Below are 19,517 nucleotides of genomic sequence, written 5' to 3'. Positions count from 1 at the left end.
AATGATTGCGGCTTGTCATTTCCTAACGATTTAGATCGCAGTCAAACTATTTGTGGCGTTCTTTTAACTTGTTAACGACATCGTTCATGGATAAGCCCTGATCCTGCAGCAGCACCATAAGATGGTAAATCAAATCTGCAGACTCACACACTAGCTCCGCCTTATCACCCGACGTCGCCGCAAGCGCGACTTCAACGCCTTCTTCACCCACTTTCTGCGAAATACGCTTGGTGCCACGGGCGTATAAGCTGGCAGTATAAGAGGAATCAGGGTCGGCACTCTTGCGGGCAGCCAGTAGCTGCTCAAGTTGATGAAGCCACACCATTTGCGACTCTTCTTGCTTATCGGCATCCCAACAGGTCGTTGTCCCGGTATGGCATGTTGGGCCAATAGGATTCACTTTGACCAGCAACGTATCGCTATCGCAATCTAAGGCAATATTCTCTAGCTGGAGAACATTACCCGACGTTTCACCTTTGGTCCAAAGACGCTCTTTGGTACGTGAGAAAAACGTCACTTGACCGGTTTCTCCAGTTTTCGCCAATGCATCGCGATTCATGTAGCCCATCATCAGCACTTGGCTCGATTGGAAATCCTGAACAATAGCGGGTACTAGACCATCCACCTTGTCCCAGTTGATTCGCTCCGCAAGCGAACTTACTTCGGTGGTATTAAAACTCATAGTCGTACCTCAATGCCTTGTTGTTTCAAATACTGCTTTAGTTCACCAATATTGATGACTTGTTTGTGGAATACCGATGCGGCAAGCGCACCATCGACATTCGCTTTTTGGTAAGCCTGCGCAAAGTGCTCCATCGCACCAGCACCACCGGATGCAATCAGCGGTACATGACACACTTCGCGCACCATGTTGAGCTGTTCTAAATCGTAACCATTACGCACGCCATCTTGGTTCATCATGTTGAGCACAATTTCACCGGCACCACGTTTTTGCACCTCTTGTACCCAATCACGTGTTTGCCACTGGGTTGCCTTAGTGCGTTCTTCGTCGCCAGTAAACTGATAGACCTGATATTTGCCCGTCTCTTTGTCGTAGTAGGAATCGATACCGACAACAATACACTGAACACCGAACTTATCAGCAAGATCAGTGATCAACTGAGGATTGGCGAGAGCGGGCGAGTTAATCGATACTTTGTCTGCACCAAACTCTAGAATGCGCGCCGCATCTTCGGCTGACTTGATGCCACCAGCAACACAGAAAGGAATATCAATCACTTCAGCAACGCTAGCCACCCAGCTCTTATCAACCACGCGTCCATCACTAGAGGCGGTGATATCATAGAACACCAACTCATCTGCGCCTTCTTCAGCGTAGCGCTTAGCTAGAGGGACGATGTCACCTATGATTTCGTGGTTGCGGAACTGAACGCCCTTTACCACTTGTCCGTCACGAACATCAAGACAGGGAATTATTCGCTTTGCCAACATGAAAATGCCTCCTCTGCGGTGAACTTGCCATCAAGCAATGCACGGCCGACGATCACGCCTGCAACACCGCTGCCTTTCAGCGCTTCAATATCAGACAGTGAGCCAATACCGCCTGACGACTGGAACTGCACTTGTGGGTACTGCTTACAAAGATCAACATAAAGTTCTATGTTTGAGCCTTCCAATGTGCCATCACGGGAGATGTCGGTGCACAGCACGTGCTTAAGGCCCACGGTGAGATAATCATCAATCAGAGCTTCAATCGTTACGCCCGAGTCTTCCTGCCAGCCAGAGATCGCCACTTTACGCGTGCCGTGTTGGTCAATGTTGATATCCAGCGCAAGGACGATTTTCTCTGCGCCGTATTTCTCCATCCAACCTTTAACAAGTTCAGGCTGTTTCACTGCGGTAGAACCCACAACCACGCGCTGCGCTCCTGCTTCTAATAGATCCACCACGTCTTGCTCGACACGTACACCCCCGCCGATTTGGATATTCGCTGGCGTGCTCGCAAGTAGCTTGGCAATCAAATCTAGTTGACGTGCCGATGTGTCTTTCGCACCCGTCAAATCCACCAAGTGCAGCCAGTTGGCACCCGCTTGGTGATACAGATTGAACTGCTCGGCTGGGTCAACTTTGTATTCCGTGACTTGGCCGTAATCACCTTGATAAAGGCGAACGACTTGTCCTTCAATTAAATCAAGAGCTGGAATAATCACACTAAATCCCTTTTATAATTCTAAGAAGTTTTGAATAAGCTTCGCGCCTGCTTTTGACGAACGCTCAGGGTGGAATTGCACACCGTAGTAATTGCCACTTTGCACCGCAGCAGTAAACGGATTACCATAGTCGCATTCCGCGATGGTGTAATCGCCGACTGGCATTGCAAAGCTGTGCACAAAGTAGAAATACTCGCCCTGTTCAATGTCTTTAAACAACGGATTACCCTCTTTTGCAGACACCGTATTCCAGCCCATATGAGGCAGCGGTAAGTCCCCCGTTTGTAGCAACTTCACTTCGCCCTCACAAAGACCAAGGCATTCAACCAGCTCATCGGCTTTCTGACCTTTTTCTTGCGAGACCTTACCGAGCAATTGCATTCCTAAACAAATACCTAGCAGCGGCTTTTCCACTTTTTTTACTAGGCTGATTAGATCACGCTCTTGGAGGTTTTTCATCGCTTCACTCGCCGTTCCTACGCCCGGTAGAAATAGCTTGTCGGCCGATAGAACCACTTGAGGATCTTTTGAAATCGTTACTGCGTAACCTAGGCGTTCAATGGCAAACTTCACCGATGAGACGTTGGCACAGCCCGTATCAATGATGACAACTTTTTGCTCTGTCATTGTTTCTCTCCTTTACAGAACGCCTTTGCTACTTGGTAGTTCGTTGCCTTCGACTTTAATCGCTTGGCGTAATGTACGACCAAATGCCTTAAATAGACTTTCGATGATGTGGTGATCATTATCACCAGCAGACGACAAATGCAGTGTACAAGCGAGCGTGTCCGTCAAAGAGCGGAAAAAGTGAACCACCATCTCGGTTGAGAGATCACCAACTTGTTCACGACTGAATTGCGCATCAAACTTAAGATATGGACGACCGGACAAGTCCAGCGCACATTGTGCCAAACACTCATCCATCGGTAGGCTGAAACCAAAACGGCCTATACCACGCTTATCGCCAAGCGCTTCTTTCAGGGCTTGACCCAGAGCTAGCGCCGTATCTTCTATCGTGTGGTGATCGTCAATATGCAGGTCACCTTCTACTTTGCATACCATCTGAAAACCGCCATGCGTCGCTATTTGATCCAGCATGTGGTCGAAGAAACCAAGACCGGTGGAGATATCGTTACCACCTTGCTCATCAAGGTTAACCTCAACTTTGATATCGGTTTCCTTGGTGGTGCGAACCACTTCAGCAATACGCGCTTTCACAGTCAGATCTTTCAGAATCTGTTTCCAACCCATACTATCAGGGTTGTATTGGATACCACGAATCGCCATATTTTCAGCCAACTGTAGATCCGTTTGGCGATCGCCAATGACCACTGAGTTTTGGAAGTCTACCTTGCCGCCTTGAAGATATTCTTTCACCATACCCAGTTTAGGTTTGCGGCAAGAACAGTTGTCTTCATCAAAGTGTGGGCAAATCAACACATCATCAAACTTGACACCTTGAGATTCAAAAATCTCCATCATCATATTATGTGGCGCGTCGAAGTCTTCTTGTGGGTAGCTGTCTGTACCCAAACCATCTTGGTTGGTCACCATCACTAGGCGATATCCAGCATCTTGCAAGGACAACAGACTAGGGATAACAAAGGGTTCCAATTTTAGTTTGTCTAAACGATCGACTTGAAAATCAATTGGCGGCTCAACAATCAGCGTACCATCGCGGTCTATAAAAAGAATTTTTTGTTGCTTGCTCACTCGAACTTCCTTATTTCAAATTTTGTCGCTCTCGCAAATTGGCCAGAGCTTAGCTATTTAGCGGTAGTAATTTCTAATAAATCCGAGTGTTTTTTCGCACTCGTCACGATTGCCGACACTGATTCGCACGCAGTTTTCAATCGGTGAATTGCGCAAAATAATGCCAGTATCCCAAGCCGCTTTAAATAAAGCATCGCCGTCTGGGAATTTCACCAACAGGTAATTCCCCCACCCTTCGAACACTTCCAATCCTGGAATCATAGACAGACCAACCTGCAGGTAGGCACGATTTGCATTTAAGTCCAAAACTTGGAATTTAGCACGTGCCAAACCCGCTTCAGACAATGCCTGGGTCGCAATTTCCGCGACTGGGATCGGCACTGGGTATGGTGCGATCACTTTAAGAAGTACATTAATCAGCTCTTCGTTGGCAAGAGTAAATCCACAGCGCAGACCAGCAAGCGCAAAGGCTTTCGATAGCGTGCGTAAAATTGCTAGATTGGGATACTGAGCCAACAAGTCTACCGTAGAGGCTTCTGGGCAAAAATCGATGTAGGCTTCATCCATCACTACAATAGCGCGATCTTTTGTCATCTCAAGCAGCGAAACAATGTCTTCGCGCTTAACAAGGTTACCTGTCGGATTGTTGGGCGAACAGACGAAAACCAGCTTAACCTTATCTAAATTGGCTTCTATCCCTGCAAGGTCTAATTGCCAATCTGGCGTAAGCGACACGATTTTACGTTCCACGCCAATGGTTTCAGCGCTGATCGCGTACATACCATAAGTTGGCGGGCAATATAAAATCGCATCCTCACCCGGCTCACAGAACGCACGGATAAGCAGTTCAATCCCTTCGTCAGCGCCTCGAGAAGTCAGAGTTTGCTCTGGTTTTACCCCCGCATACGCTGCGTAGGCTTCAATTAACGCTTTGGGCTGACATTCACTGTAACGATTCAAACGCGCAAAGTCCGTTTTGTATTCGTTGTCGAATGGAGATTCATTGGCGTTTAACCACACATCACCACTCCCACCAATGCGGCGAGCCGATAGATAAGGGGTTAGTTGTTGGACTTGTTTACGCGCTAGCTTTTCCATCTCATGACCCTCTTATTTAGCTGCTAATTTTTCTATACGGATTGTCACGGCACGTTTGTGCGCATCTAATCCTTCTGCTTCAGCCATAGTAACTACAGTAGGCGCTAGATTTTTCAAACCATCCGCTGACAGCTCTTGCACTGTCATACGCTTAGAAAAATCCGCCAAACCTAAACTAGAATAGGTACGCGTATAGCCATAAGTCGGAAGAACGTGGTTCGTACCAGAGGCGTAATCTCCTGCCGATTCAGGAGACCAATCGCCTAAGAAGATCGATCCTGCGTTATCTAACAAAGGCAGAAGTTCACGTGGATTCTTGGTCTGAACAATCAAATGCTCGGGGCCATAGTAGTTTGAAATAGAGACGGCTTGAGTAATCGACTCAGCAATAATGATCAAGCTCGATGCCAAAGCTTTTTCTGCGATATCAGCACGTGACAGCGCTTTTAGTTGGCGTTGAACGGCATCGGTCACTTGGTCGGCAATAATTGGCGATGGGGTCACGAGTACCACTTGAGAATCAGGCCCGTGTTCTGCTTGGCTTAGTAGGTCTGCCGCAATGAAATCTGGATCGGCAGTGTCATCTGCAATGACGAGCACTTCCGATGGACCTGCAGGCATATCAATCGCCGCACCACGGAAATCGTTGCTCACCTGACGTTTAGCCTCAGTGACATACGCATTACCCGGACCGAAGATTTTATCAACCTTAGTAACGGTTTCTGTGCCGTAAGCCATCGCGGCTACCGCTTGACCACCACCGACATTGTATACTTCATCAATATCGCACAATTTGGCTACGTACAGTATCTCGTCAGCGATCGGAGGCGGAGAACAAAGAACGACCTTGCGACAACCTGCTATTTTTGCCGGAACGCCCAGCATCAAAACAGTTGATGGCAACGGAGCACTACCGCCAGGAATGTATAGCCCCACTTTTTGAATTGGACGAGTTACTTGTTCACACACCACACCCGGCTGAGTTTCAACTTTCAGTGGCTGCGGTTTTTGCGCTTTATGAAACTTAGCGATGTTTGAGTAAGCTTGCTCAAGGGCACTTTTCATTTTTTCAGAAAGACGCAGTGACGCTTGATCGATTTCTTTGGCCGAGACACGAATTGACTCCGGCTTCACGCGGTCAAACTTTTCGGTTAACTCTAGTAGTGCAGCATCACCTTCATTGCGAACTTTCGCGATCACTTCTGACACAGCTGCAGTAATATTCGCACCTTCAGCAATAGCTGGACGTTCAAGAATCGAGTCTTGTTGCGTTTCACTTAGTGACTGCCAAACAACTGTTCTCATGGCGATTACTCCATCATTTTTTCAATTGGTAGTACGAGAATTGAACTAGCACCTAGCTCTTTTAGCTGTTCCATCGTTTCCCAGAACAAGTTTTCAGTACTCACTAAGTGAACCGCGACTTTCTGCTTATCGGCAGAGAGCGGTAGAACCGTTGGGTCTTCTGCACCAGGAAGCAGTGCTTTGATTTGTTCAAGCTTATCGGCTGGCGCGTGTAACATAATGTACTTAGACTCTTTCGCTTGCTGGACGCCCTGCATACGAGTGAGAAGTTTCTCAATCAGGGCGACTTTGTCTGCGTCGAATTCGCCTGTGCGCTGGATAAGTGTCGCCTTGGATTTGAAGATAATTTCCGCTTCTTTCAATCCGTTAGCTTCTAATGTTGCCCCTGTCGAAACCAAATCGGCAATCGCATCAGCAAGACCTGCGCGCGGGGCGACTTCGACTGAGCCAGTTAACATACATGTTGAGAATGGCACGCCCGCTTCGTCCATATACGCTTTAAGCAGGTGTGGATAGGTGGTTGCAATACGTTTACCCGCTAGGTCTTGCGGTCCGTTGTATTGCTCATCTTTGTCAATCGCGATTGATAGGCGGCAACCACCAAAATCTAATCTATTTAGGATAACAAACTCGCAAGGCTCGCCCAGTGCTTTACGATCAAGACGTACTTCTTCCAGTTCATTTTCACCGATAAAACCAAGGTCAACAACGCCATCCATAATTAGACCAGGGATGTCGTCATCACGCACCAAAAGTAGGTCAATTGGCATGTTTTCAGAGTGAACTACTAAACGTTCACCCATTACGTTAAATTTCACACCACACTTCTTCAATAGAGCTTGGCTCTCTTTGCTGAGGCGGCCTTTTTTCTGAATGGCGATTCTTAGGCGTTGTGTTTGCATGACTTGTTTCCCTGTGCAATTTGATTTTTAAATCGTTAAAACTAAAAAACCCTCGGAAGTGCTATCTCCCGAGGGTTATAAATCTTTTGTTTTGCGATTTTAGCCTCCGGGAGTTTCCTGTCTCCCGGGTATGCGCGCATCTCCCGAAAGACTAAACTGGGTGATGATGGTGATGAATGTTCATAACTGATTGGCGCATACTTTAAGAGCTCATTGGTTTCGCTTTGTTGACATTCACACTAACTAAGGCGTAAACATTTTTCAACTGTTTATTTAAACTTTTTCGGTTTTGTCTATAACAAATAACAGGGAGCCTAGGCTCCCTGTTATTTAATTCTTTATCTCAATCAGTTAAGCGTTCTGGCAACGCGCCAACTTCGACTTGGACATGACAGAGAGCAACACACATATTGCGACAAATGCAACGGTTGCAACAGCAAATGACAAGCCAATTGATGCTGTCATACCTAAGGTTATAAAACCGATACACGAGACAACTGCGACTGAAAGTGCGTATGGCAACTGAGTCGCAACGTGGTCGATGTGGTTACAACGAGCACCTGTTGAAGACAAAATAGTCGTGTCTGAAATTGGCGAGCAGTGGTCACCAAATACTGACCCCGCTAGAACTGCACTTAACATTGGCAGCATAAGCGCCAGATCCGTCGCTCCCGCCATATCGCCAGCAATAGGCAACATTATACCGAACGTACCCCAAGAGGTTCCGGTAGAAAACGCCATCAAGCCAGACAGCAAGAACAGGATGACAGGTAGCCAATGTGGGTCAATATTGCCCTGAGCGAGGGTAGATAGGTATTTACCAGTGTTCATATCGCCAATCACCGAGCCTATGGTCCATGCAAAAACCAAGATCAAGATGGCACCAAACATTGAGCGAGCACCGATCCACAAGGTGCGTGCAATTTCAACTCCTGCAATTCCTTGCTTAACCACAGTGAACAACGCGGTAGCTAGACCAACAAGACCGCCGTAAATCAAAGAAGTACCAACATCAGTATTCTCAAAAGCACCAAGTAGGCTAAAGCCAGCGCCATCAGTGGCCAGTGCTTGTCCGCCGGTGTAAATCATCGAAGCGACCGTCGCTACAATAAGGAATACTATAGGAAAGATAAGGTCTGAAACTTTGCCGCCTTCGCTTTCACGAATATCGAGTTCTTCATTTAACTCGTGCGCTTCAGGTGCATCGTTTTCTTTATCGTTGTCAAATCCGCGACCTTGTGATGCAGCAATTTCATGGTCACGCATTTTACCAATGTCTAAACCAAACCATGCAACGGCGAACACCATCAACAATGCGAAAATTGCGTAAAAGTTCATTGGTATTAAACGAACATAAGCGCCCAGCGCTGAATATTCCGTAATACCGTGCGAGACCAAAATACCACCAATGATGGTCATGATGTAGGCACCCCAGCTTGATGCTGGCATGATCACACACATAGGTGCAGCTGTAGAATCAAGAATGTACGCTAGCTTCGCACGAGATACGTAAAAACGATCCGTCACAGGGCGAGAGATAGCACCGACAGCTAAGCTGTTAAAGTAGTCATCAACAAAGATAAATACCCCAAGGAATGCGGCAAGCAACTTAGAGCCACGCTTACTCTTAACACGTGTCTGAGCCCACTCAGCAAAAGCACGTGTTCCCCCTGAGAGAGTTAACAGCGCGGTCATCATACCGAGCAAAACCAAGAAACCGACAATACTCATATTCCAAGTATTAAGGCTTCCATCTTCAATAACGACACCCGCAACCGTTGAACCAACGTAGCTTAGCGCACTACCAAGTGAGTAGTCATTTAATAAAATTGCGCCTAAGACAATACCGACACCTAATGACACCAGTACTCGGCGAGTAATAATAGCAAGACTCAGTGCCACCAGCGGCGGCAAAAGAGATAAAGGAGATGATGCAAAATCAATTAAATTCATGATCTTCAAAAACCAGTTAAAAATGGTTAGAGATCTACTGCAGACTAGATGAAGGAAGTCATTTCCAATCAATAAAGTTGAAATAAGCGATAGGTCGGCGAATGCTAAACCCTGCCCTACAGTAGCGCTCCATAGTTTTACAAATTATAGACTATGGCAGTGTTACCCCTTTCGAGTGTAACCCCAGCAAACTTCATTGATGAGAAAGTTCACTTCGGCGAAATAACCTTTTATGCTTGTTCATTGGCATCACCCCAACAAGCACGACTTATTTATTCCGCGCCTCTACCGCGATCGTTGATATTTTAAACTATTGAAAAGTCATTTTTACAATAATTTAACCAAAGATCGCATTAGGTTGCGTCCATTGTACTTATCTAAACACTCGTTTCAACATAATATTCCATTTTTATTATCAAAAATATTATCAAATGGCGTTAGCCTTGACTAAGGTTGCGAATCTGCTGAATAGTAATCCGATTGGATAAACTGAGGGGAAACAATAGGCCATCACTCGAACAAGATTATCTAAACTCGACTTATCGATAACTCAAATCGGTAACAAAACCTTTTCAATTAGGCGGCACAGTTAGAATCTATTTTATTCTTCATCTCAGTTAATACCCACATATAGATATTTGCTCCATCTATATATGACATCACGTTTCATATGAAACTGAACCTAAAATAATATTTGATTATATCAGCACTTCCTCGCAAAAATGAAATATACATTTCATACAAATTAGAAATCCCACCAGGAATAAAAACATCAAATAACAAATTTATGTAAAATTTTGTCAGTTGGATTGTATTATTAAAATTTGAGGTTTATGATTCCTCTATCGACAAATTTTATATGAAGAGATGAATAAATGTCGGAAATAACAAAAACACTATTAAACATTCGTAGTCTACGAGCATTTTCACGCGAATTAACGCTAGAGCAGTTAGAAGAAGCATTAGATAAACTTACTACTGTCGTCGAAGAACGTAAAGAAGCCGAAGAAGCTGAGCGTGAGGCCGCTGCTGAACAAGAAGCTAAATTAGCAGCTATTGCGGAGCAAATTACTAAAGATGGTATTGATGTAGAAGCACTAATATCTGCATTAGCTGGTGAATCTAAAGGAAGCAAGCCTAAAGCCAAACGTGCTCCTCGCCCAGCAAAATACAAATATACAGATACATCTGGTGAAGAAAAAACTTGGACAGGACAAGGTCGCACACCTTCAGCTATCCAAGAGCAATTAGATGCGGGTAAATCATTAGATGACTTCCTAATCTAATCTACCACATTGCAAAAAGCGCCTTTACGGCGCTTTTTTGTATTACTGTTACAAAAAACCTCATATTATGTTTTTTTAAGTCAACTTAACGTTCCCAATATGCTTCTTCCAAGCTATCTTCACGTTCAGGTAAGCCTCGAGATAAACGTGGAGAATGTTGAACTAGTACCTCGTAACTTGCACGGTTTGAGTATTTACATACTTGAGAAAAAGATGAGTAAGTTAAATATGGGTAGGCGTGTTTGCTTGAATTTGGCACGTTTTCTTTGTGGTATTTGTTCGCCGCCATATCATGCAACAGTGCCGACAACGCCGCGTCGCCCGCTCCATTTGTATTCTTAATTTTTTCCGGTCCGCCCATGTAAGGTGATATATGCGAATAAACCTTTGTTGGTGTGTCACAAAGTTCTTTTGAAGCTGGTCGACTAAATTCGTAGCGATTAAACTCAGCAATACTACCTGGCAATAGCGGTAGCGATGTTTCACGCTTTGCTGAATCTTCTGTATAGCCCGCCATAAAAAGCCCCACAGGCCCAGCAGTACACAATACCAAGTCAACCCAATCAAGTGCTTTGTCAGATGCCGCAAGAGGATCGGATTCACCTGTCAGCGCCTCTGCTTCATCTTCGTTCATTGCCACAACGGTAACATGATCGCGAAGGAAATCTTGCCAATACTCAGGATCATCTTGAATAACGAATTTCGTTCCCAAGGTGAGTACCACTGGCACATCGTATTGCTTTGCATACTCAATGGCTCTCATCGTCGCTTCCGGCATTGGATCGCCCGCTTTACAACGCACCAAATAAGAGGTCAGCACAAGCGCAGAAGCATTTTTAAATATTTTTTCTGGGATGCTGTCTGGATTAAGTTGGTTCATTTGCCCTTCACTAATGGCAAAAGTACGCTCTCCATCTTCCGTAATCAGAGCAAAACAGCGGCCAATGGCACCTTGCACGCCCTGCAAATAATTCAGATCCATACGACTAGAGGTATTACATAAATAGCGGTAGCCATAGCTGCCAATTTTTATTTCTTCACTCATTACACCGAGCAATGTTGAGCGATCATCAGCCAAAACAGAATAGTTATGGAGGGTATTTCCTATGGTTCCACCCGCATATTCGTTAGTAATCAACCCTTCACTTTTTAACTCGTTGTATAGCGCTTCCGCAGAGGTATCATCAATGACTAGCGAATGTCCTTTACTCAAGTTGTATTTGTCGATGAGCTTGGTACACACCTTAGCTTCAATATCAACCAACGTCTGATCAATACCAATAATATGGGTACGAGACATTTTCTTACTTTCTTGAGATTGACTGACTAAAGGATCGCGAGCGTGAACAGGAAAGTAATGCTTCGATTTACGTTGACCAGGAAATTTCATAACTATGCTTCTGTAGTAAAGAATTCTGAATAAGGGATAAAAAGATGCCGGATTCTACCTTGCGCGGATTCGGTCAGCAATATCCACGATTATAGCAAACGTTTGCATCATCAATTTAAATCAGGGCATTCCGTGAGGTAATAAACTAAGAGGGGGAATAAACGAGTAAGCACCTGCATGATGCAAGTGCTATTAGTCATTAAACAGAAACGCCCTATTCGCCTTCCATAAAACTCAAGTCAGGTAGTCGATCAAGGTTTTCAGCGTAACGCTTTAAATTAAACTCGCCTTCATTTTTCATCACATCGAAAATCTCAATCGCCACGGCACAAGCCATCATAGCGACGGCTTCTTCACGTGGTGTTCCCGTCATCATCAGACGCATCAAGGTCTCTTTCGCCTTGATAGGGTTACCATCCTCCACTTGGTTTTCAATCACCTCGATTAACTGGGCTTCTTCGATGATTTGGTTTTCTTCACTCATGCTAATTACTCTGACTATCTTGAATTTTCGCCACTATGCCACATATAGAACTTCTATACTCAATTATCCGCTGATTTCAGTTGGCGAGCGGGTAAATTATGGTCGATTTCGAAGTGTGAGTTCGATCTCGGATCTGTCCCCTAGGAATGCTTTCTGATAAAATCTGCGTCCAGTTAATTTAAGTGGTGTTTAGTAATGTCTGACAACTGTACTGATAACAGTCAAAAGAAAGTCATCGTTGGTATGTCCGGTGGCGTTGATTCATCTGTATCTGCGTATCTTCTAAAACAACAGGGTTACCAAGTTGAAGGCCTGTTTATGAAGAACTGGGAAGAAGATGACAACGAAGAATACTGTACAGCAGCCGAAGATCTTGCCGATGCACAAGCGGTTTGTGACAAGCTAGGCATTCACTTACACACGATAAACTTTGCTGCCGAATATTGGGACAACGTATTTGAGTACTTCCTTGCAGAATATAAAGCCGGTCGAACACCTAACCCTGATATTCTGTGTAACAAAGAAATCAAATTCAAAGCATTCTTAGAATTTGCTGATGAAGTGCTCGATGCAGATTATATTGCCATGGGTCATTATGTTCGCCGCACCTTCCCAAGCGCTGAAGAAGTCGCCAACGGCGATAAGCCAAAGATGCTACGTGGCCTAGACAGCAACAAAGATCAAAGCTACTTCTTATATACACTGAGCAGTGCTCAAGTTGCACGCAGCCTGTTCCCTGTAGGTGACTTGGAAAAACCAGAAGTACGCCGCATTGCTGAAGAACAAGACCTAATTACAGCGAAGAAAAAGGACTCAACTGGCATCTGCTTTATTGGTGAGCGTAAATTTACAGATTTCTTAGGCCGTTACCTTCCAGCACAACCGGGAAATATCGAAACTCCTGAAGGCAAAGTGATCGGTCAACACAATGGTTTGATGTACCACACTCTAGGCCAACGTAAAGGACTCCACATTGGTGGTCAGAAAGGCGGCGGTGGTAACGAAGACCCATGGTTTGTTGGTGATAAAGATCTGAAACGTAACGTTCTTATCGCGGTACAAGGTAAAGATCACCCAATGCTTAAGTCACAAGGTTTGATTGCATCACAACTGCACTGGGTTGATCGTGAGGCGATTAAAGAACCGTTACAATGCACTGTAAAAACACGCTACCGTCAAACAGATATCCCATGTACTATCATCCCTATCGATGATGAAAACATCAAAGTGATTTTTGACCAACCACAAATCGCTGTCACGCCAGGTCAATCTGCTGTGTTCTATCAAGGAGAAATTTGCTTGGGTGGCGGTATCATCGAAGAACGCATTTAAATTCAGCTGTATATTAGGAGTAGAACTACGTGGCCAACACACTATATGACCGTACCATCGCCTTTGCCGGAATTTGCCAAGCTGTTGCTTTGGTACAACAAGTCGCAAAAAACGGTCACTGTGACTCCGACGCGTTTGAAACTTCACTCAAAGCGATCATGAACACCAACCCAAGTAATACTGTGGGTGTTTTTGGTCGCGAATCTGACCTAAAGTTCGGTTTAGAATGCTTGGTAAAAGGTATCGACAGTACACCCAATGGCAGTGAGATAACACGTTATATCATCAGCCTAATGGCGCTTGAACGTAAACTGCAATCACGCAATGATGCGATGTCACAACTCGGTGACCGCATTCAAATGTTAGAACGTCAACTCGATCACTTTGAGCTACTTGACGAGCAAATGATCAGCAATCTAGCCAGTGTCTATCTTGATGTCATCAGCCCTGTTGGGCCACGTATTCAAGTGACAGGCACGCCTTCGGTACTGCAACAAACCGCAAACCAGCATAAAGTTCGCGCATTGCTCCTATCGGGTATTCGGAGTGCGGTACTCTGGCGTCAAGTGGGTGGTAAACGTCGTCACCTAATCTTCGGACGTAAGAAAATGGTTGAACAGGCACAGATTCTTTTAGCCCGAATGTAGAACGAATTTATTAGCTCGCGCCACTCGCGAGCTTCTTTTTTATGCCAGCATACTTTGTTTAAAAACAGGCTAACGCAAACGTTTGCGCAATGTTCGTGACAAATGCGCTTGTTATTGGTATAAAGCACACAAAATTTAGCAACTCAATTTTCAGGAGAACATCATGGAACTGTCAGCATTGACTGCTGTTTCACCAGTAGACGGTCGTTACGGAAGCAAAACCATCGCACTTCGCAGCATCTTTAGTGAGTTTGGACTACTAAAGTACCGCTCTATCGTTGAAATTCGTTGGTTACAAAAGCTTGCAGCAACCGATGAGATCGCCGAAGTACCTGCATTCAGCGCAGAAGCTAACCAGTTCTTAGATGCTCTAGCCGCGAACTTCTCTGAACAAGACGCAGCGCGCATCAAAGAAATCGAGCGTACAACTAACCACGACGTTAAAGCGGTTGAATACTTCCTTAAAGAAAAAGTGGCGGCTGTGCCTGAGCTTCATGCAGTTAACGAGTTCATCCACTTCGCTTGTACGTCAGAAGACATCAACAACACTTCTCACGCGCTAATGCTTAAAGAAGCTCGTGATGAAGTCATTCTCCCTGAAATCAAAAACATCATTGATGCCATTAAGGCGCTTGCTGTTGAGTACCGAGACATTCCATTGCTGTCTCGTACTCACGGCCAACCAGCTTCTCCATCAACGATGGGTAAAGAGATGGCTAACGTTGCGTACCGCATGGAACGTCAATACAAGCAAATTGCAAACGTTGAAATCCTAGCGAAAATCAACGGTGCTGTAGGTAACTACAACGCACACCTGTCGGCTTACCCAGAGCTAGATTGGCACCAATTCTCTGAAGAGTTTATCACTGAGTCTTTAGGCGTTACCTGGAACCCATACACAACTCAGATCGAGCCACACGATTACATCGCTGAGTTATTCGATGCAGTAGCGCGTTTCAACACTATCCTAATCGACTTCGATCGTGACGTATGGGGTTACATCGCATTAGGCCACTTCAAGCAAAAGACCATTGCTGGTGAAATCGGCTCATCGACAATGCCACACAAAGTTAACCCAATCGACTTTGAAAACTCTGAAGGTAACCTAGGTCTTGCGAACGCAGTGTTCGGCCATCTAGCACAAAAACTGCCTATCTCTCGCTGGCAGCGTGACCTGACAGACTCAACAGTTCTACGTAACCTAGGTGTTGGTGTTGGTTATGCGATCATCGCGTATACTTCGACGCTAAAAGGCATCAGCAAGCTAGAAGTAAACCGCGAAGCCCTTCTTGCTGAGCTAGACAAAAACTGGGAAGTGCTGGCTGAGCCTGTACAAACGGTTATGCGTCGCTACGGTATCGAGAAGCCATACGAGAAGTTAAAAGAGCTAACTCGTGGTAAGCGTGTAGACGGCGAAGCAATGCGTAATTTCATCGACGGTCTTGAGCTTCCTGAGCACGAAAAAGCCCGCCTCAAAGAGATGACGCCGGCGAACTACATTGGTCAAGCAATCGAGCTAACCGATAAGCTATAAGATTCAAGAATCGAAGAATATCGAGGGTTGATGCAAATACATCAACCCTTTTTATTTCTGTCACAAAAGACCGAGAGGAACTGTTATTGCTTTTGAAAAAACAACGTAATACGTCCCACCTCAAAGCCGAACTTGCGAATTTTGGTCACATTGAACACGTGCTGAGCATCTTGTCGGTAAAGCCAATCATCAAAAGTAACAACTAGCGTGGAGTCTTCCATTTTCAGCTCAAAATCATATTGCCACTGCAGTGCATTACCCACTTCTTTACCTTTAGCGATCCCGATGATGTCATCAGCACGACCTTGATAATAACCACTACCCAAGCGTTCAATCGTCCAAATACGCTGAGACTTCTCACCGTCATCGAAGACAAAATCCTCGACTAGGGTTAATGTATTACCTTCAACACGTCCCACGATAGCAACTTCAAAGCGTCGAGTTTGCATCGTTGTAAAGTCTTGTACCATTCCCCAAGCAGTTGACTGACCATGAAAGTATTCAAACAAATTAAACTGTGGTTGCGCCTCAGCATAATCTTCTAGGTCACTTGAACACCCGAAAACTAGAGTTAAAGAGAGTAAGGCCAAGGCAAAGTATCTGATTTGCTTTATCATTGATTCCTCCCGATTAAACCATCCCTTAACTGCGGATACGCCGTCTCGGGTGACAACCATATGGCCAGAAAGGCATCATTAAACGTCTCTTCGTCAATTGAGCCAATTAATTGCTGAGAAGCTTCCGAATGAGAATAATAAAATCGACCTGTTGAGCCATCCGTAACATAAGTAAGATTGTTACCTTGTTCGATGTCAGGGAAGATGGTTTCAAGTTTTGTGGCCCACTCACTGGTCTTGCTTTTCTGATAGCCAAGTTTGGCCCATTGCTTCAATGTCGCATCGAGCAACTGCTGCTGCGAAATGTCACGCTGATAAGTGATCGAAAGCGCAAGTGGATGGGGCGAAATATCTTGTTCTAGCGCATAGTGACCACTGGGTGTAAATAGCTGCGACCGGTAAATATCAAACAAAAATACCGTCAACTGCGCTTGCCCTACTTGCGTCCATTTTCTCCAACTCTCGCTCTCACTATTTGTCGGCGATGAGGCGAAAGCGTCACTTGCTAAAACGAGACAAGCCACGGCTAACGTTACTGTTTTCATATCCATACACCTTAATAACCAAAGCAATGATGAGACTCCATTCGACCAGTAAAATGGCCGTCATGGTAAATATCGACGCCCCAAAAACAACTGCGCCAAGGCTTTCACCCGCGCAGTAACTTAGTGTACCGCCAATACCGCCTACTATTGATACGACAGCCAACGGGTATTGGCTCAACATTGGGTATAGAAAATGGGCATACCAAGCAAAAATCATCCATAACGCCACTAACCACAATGGAAACTGCTGTGCCTCAAACTGGAATAACCCAAATGATGAGTTAGTAAAATCAACCGCCACACCTAAGGTGACTATCAGCGAATATTTGTACCAATTAATCGTTGTTTTCAATGCAGAAATGACCAAGGTGGCAGTGACTAATAACAGAGTTAGAGGTTGCCAATTGTCATTGCCAATAACGGCGCAAAACCATACGATTTGAAACCAAGTTGAGACAAGAAGTATTCGCGTCATAGATATATCCTCTACGCCTATTTAGGGGCGCTGAAATGTCATATGGACAGTACTGATTGATTTGGCGCGGAAACCGCCTTCGCAGTAACAAAAGTAGTAGTTCCACATGCAAACAAACCTGTCATCGAAGCCCAGTTGGGTGACCTCTTTATGAGCCTGATTAAAGCGCAAGTACCAATCTCGTAGTGTTTTCGCGTAGTCTGGGCCAATGTCAAACAGGTCTCTTAGTACAAAGTCACTGTGCTTGGTTGTTGCCTGAGTTAGCGCGGTTATTGACGGCAAAAAGCCGCCAGGGAAAATATACTTTTGGATAAAGTCGACATTATTGCTGTAGTACTCGTATCGCTGATCGGCAATAGTGATCGCTTGAATCGCCATTAACCCACCAGACTTTAACAGCGATTGACATTTTTGGATGTAAGACGTCAAAAACTGCTTACCTACCGCCTCGATCATTTCAATCGAAACCAACTTATCGTACGTACCTTCTAACAAACGGTAATCTTGCTTTAGCAAAGTGATTTTGTGCTCAAGTCCCTTCTCTGCAATTTTTTGCTGCGTATATTGGTATTGTTGCTCAGATATGGTTGTCGTCGTTACATGACAGCCATAGTTCTCTGCCATATAAATAGCCATCGCCCCCCACCCCGTACCGATTTCGATCACCGAATCATGAGAGCTGAGCTCAAGTTGCTGACACAAACGTTCCATCTTGTTGAGTTGCGCCTGTTCCAAACTATCAGACTCCGACGCATAAATGCCTGAGGAATAAAGCATGCGGCTATCGAGAAACGTCTGATAGAGTTCATTGCTCAGATCATAATGGGCTTCGATGTTTTTCGCCGAGTTTTCAATCGTATTTCGATTTAACCAATGACTCACCTGAAGCATTAGCTTTGAAACAAAGCTTGAACGGTTCTCAATGGAATCGAGCGTCGCTAGATTGAGCGCCATTAACTCCATTAATGCCGTAAGGTCAGGACTGTCCCACCAACCGTCCATATAGGACTCGCCAGCGGCAATGCTGCCACCTTTAAGCAAACGGGCATAGAAAGCAGGGTTTTTAACCTCAATGATTGCACTGGGCTGGCCTTGCTCTGGTCGGCCAAATGACTCTCTGACTTGCTGGCAACTGTGTTCCGAAAATGACTCAATAACGGTTAGGGAACCAAACTGAAGCTTGCGCAAACAGTTAAATGCGATGTTTTTTGCCGTCTTTTGAATCGATGTTAATTGCTTAGGCAAAGGCAAAGTTTGAGAATTAATCATGTCCTCGGCTCCTTGTTATTGTTCTATTTTCGTGCGTTGAGAAGGCTTAACATCCTCACTCTTGCGAGAACGAGGGTGGGAGTAAAAAGGCGCACCTTTTATCCATAGTTTGAGTGCATGCCAGTAAATACCTATTGTTACTTTTACTGCCATGACCGGGGTGACGATCAGTTGTTTAAGTAACGCTCGCGAATTTAGCGGCTGCTTCGCCATTTTTAACGTGGCATCAAATTCTTTTCCATCACGATGACACTCAAGATGAATGGATAAGCGCTCATTGATCGGTTTAATCTTCCACTGATACTGTTGCTCGATGGGGTTAAACGGTGAGACGTGAAAGGCTTTCTCATGTTGCCAAGTCGATTGATCTTGCGCATCGAGAAGATAGTAGTAGCGTTCATTCCACGGTGTGTTACTCACCTCAGCCAACAGATATCGCCACTGCTGTTTCTGGTCATAAATGTAATAGAAATTAACCGGACTGAAATAGATACCAAAGTATCTCAGGTGTAACACGGCTTTTACGCTGCCATTCACGTTAGTCCCCCCAAGCTCACACACCTTACTAAGTACCGCCTGTTTTAAGTCCCCTTTCCCAAGATAGTCTTGGCGTTTAAACCTCGCCCAGTGCCACCATTGAGTGCCAAATCCCCACACTTTACTCTGCAAGAGTTCTAGCTCGTCAAGGTCCAGACAAGGCATAAAAAGGCGATAATTCAATGCATGCTCTATCGGTGCAAAACGCCGATGACGCACATCGCCGATAAACAAGCAGCTATTTTGTATGCTAGACATG

At 45.1% G+C, this 19,517-nt stretch carries 20 protein-coding genes, 1 riboswitch and 1 other annotated feature; of the genes, 4 read left to right on the top strand and 16 right to left on the bottom strand.

The window, feature by feature from the left end; translation table 11 throughout:
* Positions 1 to 46 precede the first annotated feature (46 nt).
* The 9 genes from hisIE to TW81_RS09445 form a co-directional block, all read right to left on the bottom strand.
* A complete protein-coding gene (gene hisIE, locus TW81_RS09485; protein ID WP_045955470.1) occupies positions 47 to 682 on the bottom strand; it encodes a bifunctional phosphoribosyl-AMP cyclohydrolase/phosphoribosyl-ATP diphosphatase HisIE in 636 nt (211 codons plus the stop codon).
* Entirely contained in the window at positions 679 to 1,452 is a 774-nt protein-coding gene (gene hisF, locus TW81_RS09480) for an imidazole glycerol phosphate synthase subunit HisF (RefSeq protein WP_045955469.1), read from the bottom strand. The genes hisIE and hisF overlap by 4 nt, the downstream gene beginning before the upstream one ends.
* Positions 1,434 to 2,171, bottom strand: coding sequence for a 1-(5-phosphoribosyl)-5-[(5-phosphoribosylamino)methylideneamino]imidazole-4-carboxamide isomerase (hisA, locus tag TW81_RS09475; RefSeq protein WP_045955468.1), 738 nt, complete (start codon positions 2,169 to 2,171; stop codon positions 1,434 to 1,436). Before hisA ends, hisF begins: the two co-directional genes overlap by 19 nt.
* Positions 2,172 to 2,183: 12 nt before the next feature.
* A complete protein-coding gene (gene hisH / locus TW81_RS09470) occupies positions 2,184 to 2,798 on the bottom strand; it encodes an imidazole glycerol phosphate synthase subunit HisH (RefSeq protein WP_045955467.1) in 615 nt (204 codons plus the stop codon).
* Positions 2,799 to 2,810: 12 nt separating this feature from the next.
* The gene (hisB, locus tag TW81_RS09465; RefSeq protein WP_045955466.1) at positions 2,811 to 3,884 is read right to left on the bottom strand and encodes a bifunctional histidinol-phosphatase/imidazoleglycerol-phosphate dehydratase HisB; all 1,074 of its coding nucleotides are present in this window, start codon (positions 3,882 to 3,884) and stop codon (positions 2,811 to 2,813) included.
* Between the two features lie 57 nt (positions 3,885 to 3,941).
* The gene (gene hisC, locus TW81_RS09460; protein ID WP_045955465.1) at positions 3,942 to 4,982 is read right to left on the bottom strand and encodes a histidinol-phosphate transaminase; all 1,041 of its coding nucleotides are present in this window, start codon (positions 4,980 to 4,982) and stop codon (positions 3,942 to 3,944) included.
* 12 nt (positions 4,983 to 4,994) lie between these two features.
* Positions 4,995 to 6,287 carry a histidinol dehydrogenase gene (hisD, locus tag TW81_RS09455; RefSeq protein WP_045955464.1) on the bottom strand — a complete coding sequence of 431 codons (1,293 nt, stop codon included), beginning with the start codon at positions 6,285 to 6,287 and terminating at the stop codon, positions 4,995 to 4,997.
* Between the two features lie 5 nt (positions 6,288 to 6,292).
* The gene (gene hisG / locus TW81_RS09450) at positions 6,293 to 7,189 is read right to left on the bottom strand and encodes an ATP phosphoribosyltransferase (RefSeq protein WP_045955463.1); all 897 of its coding nucleotides are present in this window, start codon (positions 7,187 to 7,189) and stop codon (positions 6,293 to 6,295) included.
* Positions 7,190 to 7,229: 40 nt separating this feature from the next.
* Positions 7,230 to 7,365: a sequence feature (His leader region), on the bottom strand.
* Between the two features lie 175 nt (positions 7,366 to 7,540).
* A complete protein-coding gene (locus TW81_RS09445; protein WP_045955462.1) occupies positions 7,541 to 9,142 on the bottom strand; it encodes a Na+/H+ antiporter NhaC family protein in 1,602 nt (533 codons plus the stop codon).
* 114 nt (positions 9,143 to 9,256) lie between these two features.
* A riboswitch (Lysine riboswitch) is annotated at positions 9,257 to 9,438 on the bottom strand.
* 579 nt (positions 9,439 to 10,017) lie between these two features.
* On the opposite strand from TW81_RS09445, the gene TW81_RS09440 reads away from it, so the two are divergent.
* Positions 10,018 to 10,428, top strand: coding sequence for an H-NS histone family protein (locus TW81_RS09440; RefSeq protein ID WP_045955461.1), 411 nt, complete (start codon positions 10,018 to 10,020; stop codon positions 10,426 to 10,428).
* Between the two features lie 85 nt (positions 10,429 to 10,513).
* Here the strand turns inward: TW81_RS09440 and TW81_RS09435 are convergent, their stop codons facing one another.
* Positions 10,514 to 11,818, bottom strand: a complete 1,305-nt coding sequence (locus TW81_RS09435) for an inosine/guanosine kinase (RefSeq protein WP_045955460.1) — start codon at positions 11,816 to 11,818, stop codon at positions 10,514 to 10,516.
* A gap of 214 nt (positions 11,819 to 12,032) precedes the next feature.
* Complete coding sequence (locus TW81_RS09430) at positions 12,033 to 12,302, bottom strand: hypothetical protein (RefSeq protein WP_045955459.1); 270 nt, start codon at positions 12,300 to 12,302, stop codon at positions 12,033 to 12,035.
* A gap of 195 nt (positions 12,303 to 12,497) precedes the next feature.
* Here TW81_RS09430 and mnmA point away from each other — a divergent pair, with 195 nt between their 5' ends.
* From mnmA to purB, 3 genes are all read left to right on the top strand, one after another.
* Complete coding sequence (gene mnmA, locus TW81_RS09425; protein WP_045955458.1) at positions 12,498 to 13,634, top strand: tRNA 2-thiouridine(34) synthase MnmA; 1,137 nt, start codon at positions 12,498 to 12,500, stop codon at positions 13,632 to 13,634.
* Between the two features lie 29 nt (positions 13,635 to 13,663).
* Entirely contained in the window at positions 13,664 to 14,281 is a 618-nt protein-coding gene (gene hflD, locus TW81_RS09420; RefSeq protein WP_045955457.1) for a high frequency lysogenization protein HflD, read from the top strand.
* A gap of 163 nt (positions 14,282 to 14,444) precedes the next feature.
* On the top strand, positions 14,445 to 15,815 hold the full coding sequence (purB, locus tag TW81_RS09415) for an adenylosuccinate lyase (protein WP_045955456.1): 1,371 nt from the start codon (positions 14,445 to 14,447) through the stop codon (positions 15,813 to 15,815).
* Positions 15,816 to 15,898: 83 nt separating this feature from the next.
* Here purB and TW81_RS09410 read toward each other — a convergent pair whose 3' ends face one another.
* The 5 genes from TW81_RS09410 to TW81_RS09390 are packed head-to-tail and all read right to left on the bottom strand — an operon-like array spanning position 15,899 to position 19,516.
* The gene (locus TW81_RS09410) at positions 15,899 to 16,432 is read right to left on the bottom strand and encodes a DUF3833 domain-containing protein (RefSeq protein ID WP_045955455.1); all 534 of its coding nucleotides are present in this window, start codon (positions 16,430 to 16,432) and stop codon (positions 15,899 to 15,901) included.
* Positions 16,429 to 16,977, bottom strand: a complete 549-nt coding sequence (locus TW81_RS09405) for a chalcone isomerase family protein (RefSeq protein ID WP_045955454.1) — start codon at positions 16,975 to 16,977, stop codon at positions 16,429 to 16,431. Before TW81_RS09405 ends, TW81_RS09410 begins: the two co-directional genes overlap by 4 nt.
* A complete protein-coding gene (locus tag TW81_RS09400; protein WP_045955453.1) occupies positions 16,931 to 17,452 on the bottom strand; it encodes a DUF2878 domain-containing protein in 522 nt (173 codons plus the stop codon). Before TW81_RS09400 ends, TW81_RS09405 begins: the two co-directional genes overlap by 47 nt.
* 21 nt (positions 17,453 to 17,473) lie before the next feature.
* A complete protein-coding gene (locus TW81_RS09395) occupies positions 17,474 to 18,721 on the bottom strand; it encodes an SAM-dependent methyltransferase (RefSeq protein ID WP_045955452.1) in 1,248 nt (415 codons plus the stop codon).
* Between the two features lie 15 nt (positions 18,722 to 18,736).
* Complete coding sequence (locus tag TW81_RS09390) at positions 18,737 to 19,516, bottom strand: DUF1365 domain-containing protein (RefSeq protein ID WP_045955451.1); 780 nt, start codon at positions 19,514 to 19,516, stop codon at positions 18,737 to 18,739.
* Position 19,517: the final 1 nt, after the last annotated feature.

This window comes from Vibrio galatheae, from assembly GCF_000967545.1.
Lineage (GTDB): Bacteria > Pseudomonadota > Gammaproteobacteria > Enterobacterales > Vibrionaceae > Vibrio > Vibrio galatheae.
The sequence above is the reverse complement of the archived record's forward strand: the minus strand, read 5'-3'. Positions and strand labels throughout refer to the sequence as shown.

Excerpts from the sequence above, each read along its gene's own strand:
- hisIE (WP_045955470.1), bottom strand. The coding sequence starts at position 682 with ATGAGTTTTAATACCACCGAAGTAAGTTCGCTTGCGGAGCGAATCAAC.
- hisF (WP_045955469.1), bottom strand. The coding sequence starts at position 1,452 with ATGTTGGCAAAGCGAATAATTCCCTGTCTTGATGTTCGTGACGGACAA.
- hisH (WP_045955467.1), bottom strand. The coding sequence starts at position 2,798 with ATGACAGAGCAAAAAGTTGTCATCATTGATACGGGCTGTGCCAACGTC.
- hisC (WP_045955465.1), bottom strand. The coding sequence starts at position 4,982 with ATGGAAAAGCTAGCGCGTAAACAAGTCCAACAACTAACCCCTTATCTA.
- hisD (WP_045955464.1), bottom strand. The coding sequence starts at position 6,287 with ATGAGAACAGTTGTTTGGCAGTCACTAAGTGAAACGCAACAAGACTCG.
- hisG (WP_045955463.1), bottom strand. The coding sequence starts at position 7,189 with ATGCAAACACAACGCCTAAGAATCGCCATTCAGAAAAAAGGCCGCCTC.
- TW81_RS09445 (WP_045955462.1), bottom strand. The coding sequence starts at position 9,142 with ATGAATTTAATTGATTTTGCATCATCTCCTTTATCTCTTTTGCCGCCG.
- TW81_RS09440 (WP_045955461.1), top strand. The coding sequence starts at position 10,018 with ATGTCGGAAATAACAAAAACACTATTAAACATTCGTAGTCTACGAGCA.
- TW81_RS09435 (WP_045955460.1), bottom strand. The coding sequence starts at position 11,818 with ATGAAATTTCCTGGTCAACGTAAATCGAAGCATTACTTTCCTGTTCAC.
- TW81_RS09430 (WP_045955459.1), bottom strand. The coding sequence starts at position 12,302 with ATGAGTGAAGAAAACCAAATCATCGAAGAAGCCCAGTTAATCGAGGTG.
- mnmA (WP_045955458.1), top strand. The coding sequence starts at position 12,498 with ATGTCTGACAACTGTACTGATAACAGTCAAAAGAAAGTCATCGTTGGT.
- purB (WP_045955456.1), top strand. The coding sequence starts at position 14,445 with ATGGAACTGTCAGCATTGACTGCTGTTTCACCAGTAGACGGTCGTTAC.
- TW81_RS09410 (WP_045955455.1), bottom strand. The coding sequence starts at position 16,432 with ATGATAAAGCAAATCAGATACTTTGCCTTGGCCTTACTCTCTTTAACT.
- TW81_RS09405 (WP_045955454.1), bottom strand. The coding sequence starts at position 16,977 with ATGAAAACAGTAACGTTAGCCGTGGCTTGTCTCGTTTTAGCAAGTGAC.
- TW81_RS09400 (WP_045955453.1), bottom strand. The coding sequence starts at position 17,452 with ATGACGCGAATACTTCTTGTCTCAACTTGGTTTCAAATCGTATGGTTT.
- TW81_RS09395 (WP_045955452.1), bottom strand. The coding sequence starts at position 18,721 with ATGATTAATTCTCAAACTTTGCCTTTGCCTAAGCAATTAACATCGATT.
- TW81_RS09390 (WP_045955451.1), bottom strand. The coding sequence starts at position 19,516 with ATGTCTAGCATACAAAATAGCTGCTTGTTTATCGGCGATGTGCGTCAT.